Annotated in this window: 3 protein-coding genes; all 3 read left to right on the forward strand. The window is 72.2% G+C overall.

The window, feature by feature from the left end:
- The coding region (locus ACM2XV_RS14075) for an ROK family protein (protein ID WP_487027383.1) at positions 1 to 843 on the forward strand (843 nt) is incomplete at its 5' end.
- The gene (locus ACM2XV_RS14080) at positions 836 to 2,350 is read left to right on the forward strand and encodes a M81 family metallopeptidase (RefSeq protein WP_487027384.1); all 1,515 of its coding nucleotides are present in this window, start codon (positions 836 to 838) and stop codon (positions 2,348 to 2,350) included. The genes ACM2XV_RS14075 and ACM2XV_RS14080, both read left to right, overlap by 8 nt.
- A partial coding sequence (locus ACM2XV_RS14085) for a copper homeostasis protein CutC (protein ID WP_487027385.1) occupies positions 2,347 to 2,570 on the forward strand: 224 nt, incomplete at its 3' end. The genes ACM2XV_RS14080 and ACM2XV_RS14085, both read left to right, overlap by 4 nt.

Consider the following 2,570-nt stretch of genomic DNA (forward strand, 5'->3'; position numbering starts at 1 on the left):
CTCGACACGCTCGTGAGCGAGTTCGAGCAGCTCATCGGCCAGTCCTCGGGCAAGCTCGCCGCCGCGGGGCTCTCGCTTCCCGGGCCCGTCGACCCCGAGCACGGCTGGGTCGACAGCCCCTCGCGCATGCCCGGCTGGCACCGCTATCCGATCCGCGAGCGACTGGCCGAGCGCCTCGGGGTCATCACGTCGGTCGGCAACGATGCGAACATGATGGCGCTCGGCGAGGACGCCGCACACCACGGCGAGCGCCGCTTCTCCATCACCGTCAAGGCCGGGACGGCCATCGGCGCCGGCATCGTGGCCGACGGCCGACTGCACTTCGGGGCTACCGGCGCCGCGGGCGACATCACCCACGTGCGGGTGCTCGCCGCCGGCGACATCCCGTGCGCATGCGGCAACTTCGGCTGCCTCGAGACCGTCGCCTCGGGCTTCGCGCTGCAGCGCATCCTGCGCGAGCGCGGCAGGCAGGTCGAGACCACCGAGGACGTGGTCGCCCTGGTCGAGGCGGGCGACCCGATCGCGAACCAGGCCGCCCGACAGGCCGGCGGCTACCTCGGCGAGGTGCTCAGCGCCAACGTCAACTTCTTCAACCCCGATTCCGTGTTCCTCGGCGGCATCCTCTCGACCCTCGAGCCGTTCGTCGCGGCGGTGCGCAGCCAACTCTACGACAGCTGCCACCCGCTGCTCACCCGCGACCTGCGCATCGAGACGCTGAGCCTCGGCGCCGATGCCGGCCTGGTTGGCGCGGGCCTCGAGGCCCTGCAGCGCTCCCTGGCCGCCACCCTCGATTCGATCCCCCGGGCGACGCCCCGGGCCACCCGGAAGGACTCCCTTGTCTGACGCCACCCGTCTGCCCCGCATCGCCATCGCCGGCCTCGGCATCGAGTCGAGCACCTTCTCGCCGGCGCGCACCGAGGCACCCGCCTTCCACCCCATGCGCGGCGGCGAGATCCTCGACCGCTACGCCGCCTTCCTCGGCGAGGGCACCGAGCTGCGCGGCGCGGCCGAATGGCACCCGGCGCTCGTCGGGAAGTCGCTGCCCGGCGGCGCCGCGACGGCAGAGGCGTTCCAGAATCTCTCCGACGAGATCATCGAGCGGCTCGCGGCGATGCCCGAGCTCGACGGGCTCTGGTACGACATCCACGGGGCGATGACCGTCGAGGGGCTCGACGACGCAGAGGCGGTGCTGCTCGCCCGCATTCGCGAGACCGTCGGCCCCGACGTGCTGATCTCGACGACCATGGACCTGCACGGCAACGTCAGCCGCGAGCTCGCGCACCTGAGCGACCTGATCACCTGCTATCGCATGGCGCCGCACGAGGACCACCTCGAGACCAAGGAGCGCGGAGTGCGCAACCTCGTTGAGCGCCTCGCGTCGGGGAAGGGCCGACCGCTCAAGGCATGGGTGCCGATCCCAGTGCTGCTGCCGGGCGAGAAGACCTCGACCCGCATCGAGCCTGCCAAGGGTGTCTACGCGCAGGTACACGACGCCGCCGCGCAGCCGGGCGTGCTCGACGCGGCGATCTGGGTCGGCTACGCCTGGGCCGACGAGCCGCGCAACCGCGCCGTCACCGTGGTCACCGGCGACGACGAAGCGGCGGTCAGCGCGCAGGCCGAGCGGCTCGCGCGCGCCTTCTGGCAGGCCGGCCCCGACTTCGACTTCGTCGCCCCCGTCGGCACGCTCGATGAGACCGTCGCCGCCGCGCTCGCCTCGGCGAAGCATCCGTTCTTCATCAGCGACAGCGGCGACAACCCGACAGCGGGCGGCGCGGGCGACGTCACCTGGACACTCGCGCGCCTGCTCGAGAACCGCGAGATCACGGATGCCGGGCGCACGGTGATCTACGCGTCGATCCCCGGCCCCGCGGCGGTCGAGACCGCCGTCGCCGCGGGCGTCGGCGCCACGGTGACAGTCACGGCCGGTGCCGCCGTCGATGACGTGCACGAGGGGCCCGTCACCTTCACGGGCGTGGTGCACAGCATCCGCCACGGCGATCGCGACGCCGAGATCGAGGTCGTGATCCGCGTCGGCGGCCTGCACGTGATCGTCACGAAGCTGCGGAAGCCCTACCACCACGAGCACGACTTCACCGACCTCGACCTCGCCCCGCGCGCGGCCGACATCGTCTTCGTGAAGATCGGCTACCTCGAGCCCGAGCTCTATGAGATGGCCGCCGATTGGATGATGGCGCTCACCCCGGGCGGCGTCGACCAGGACCTCGTGCGACTCGGCCACCACCGCATCCGACGGCCGATGCTGCCGTTCGACGCGCCCGACTTCGAGCCCGATCTGCATGCCCGGCTCATTCCGGCGTCGAACCTGCCGCTGACCGGAGCCGACGAGTGACCGTCGCACTCGAGATCGCCGTCGCGTCGGCGGCCGGCGCGCGGGCGGCCCTCGAGAACGGCGCCGACCGCGTCGAGCTGTCGGCCGCGCTCGAGACCGGCGGCATCACGCCGTCGCAGGGCCTCGTCGAGGCGGTGCTCGAAACCGGCGGCGAGACGCACGTGCTCGTGCGCAGCCGGCCCGGCGACTTCGTCTACGACGCCGATGAGCTCGCGCTGAT

Source organism: Gryllotalpicola sp. CP2-P1 (assembly GCF_057512245.1).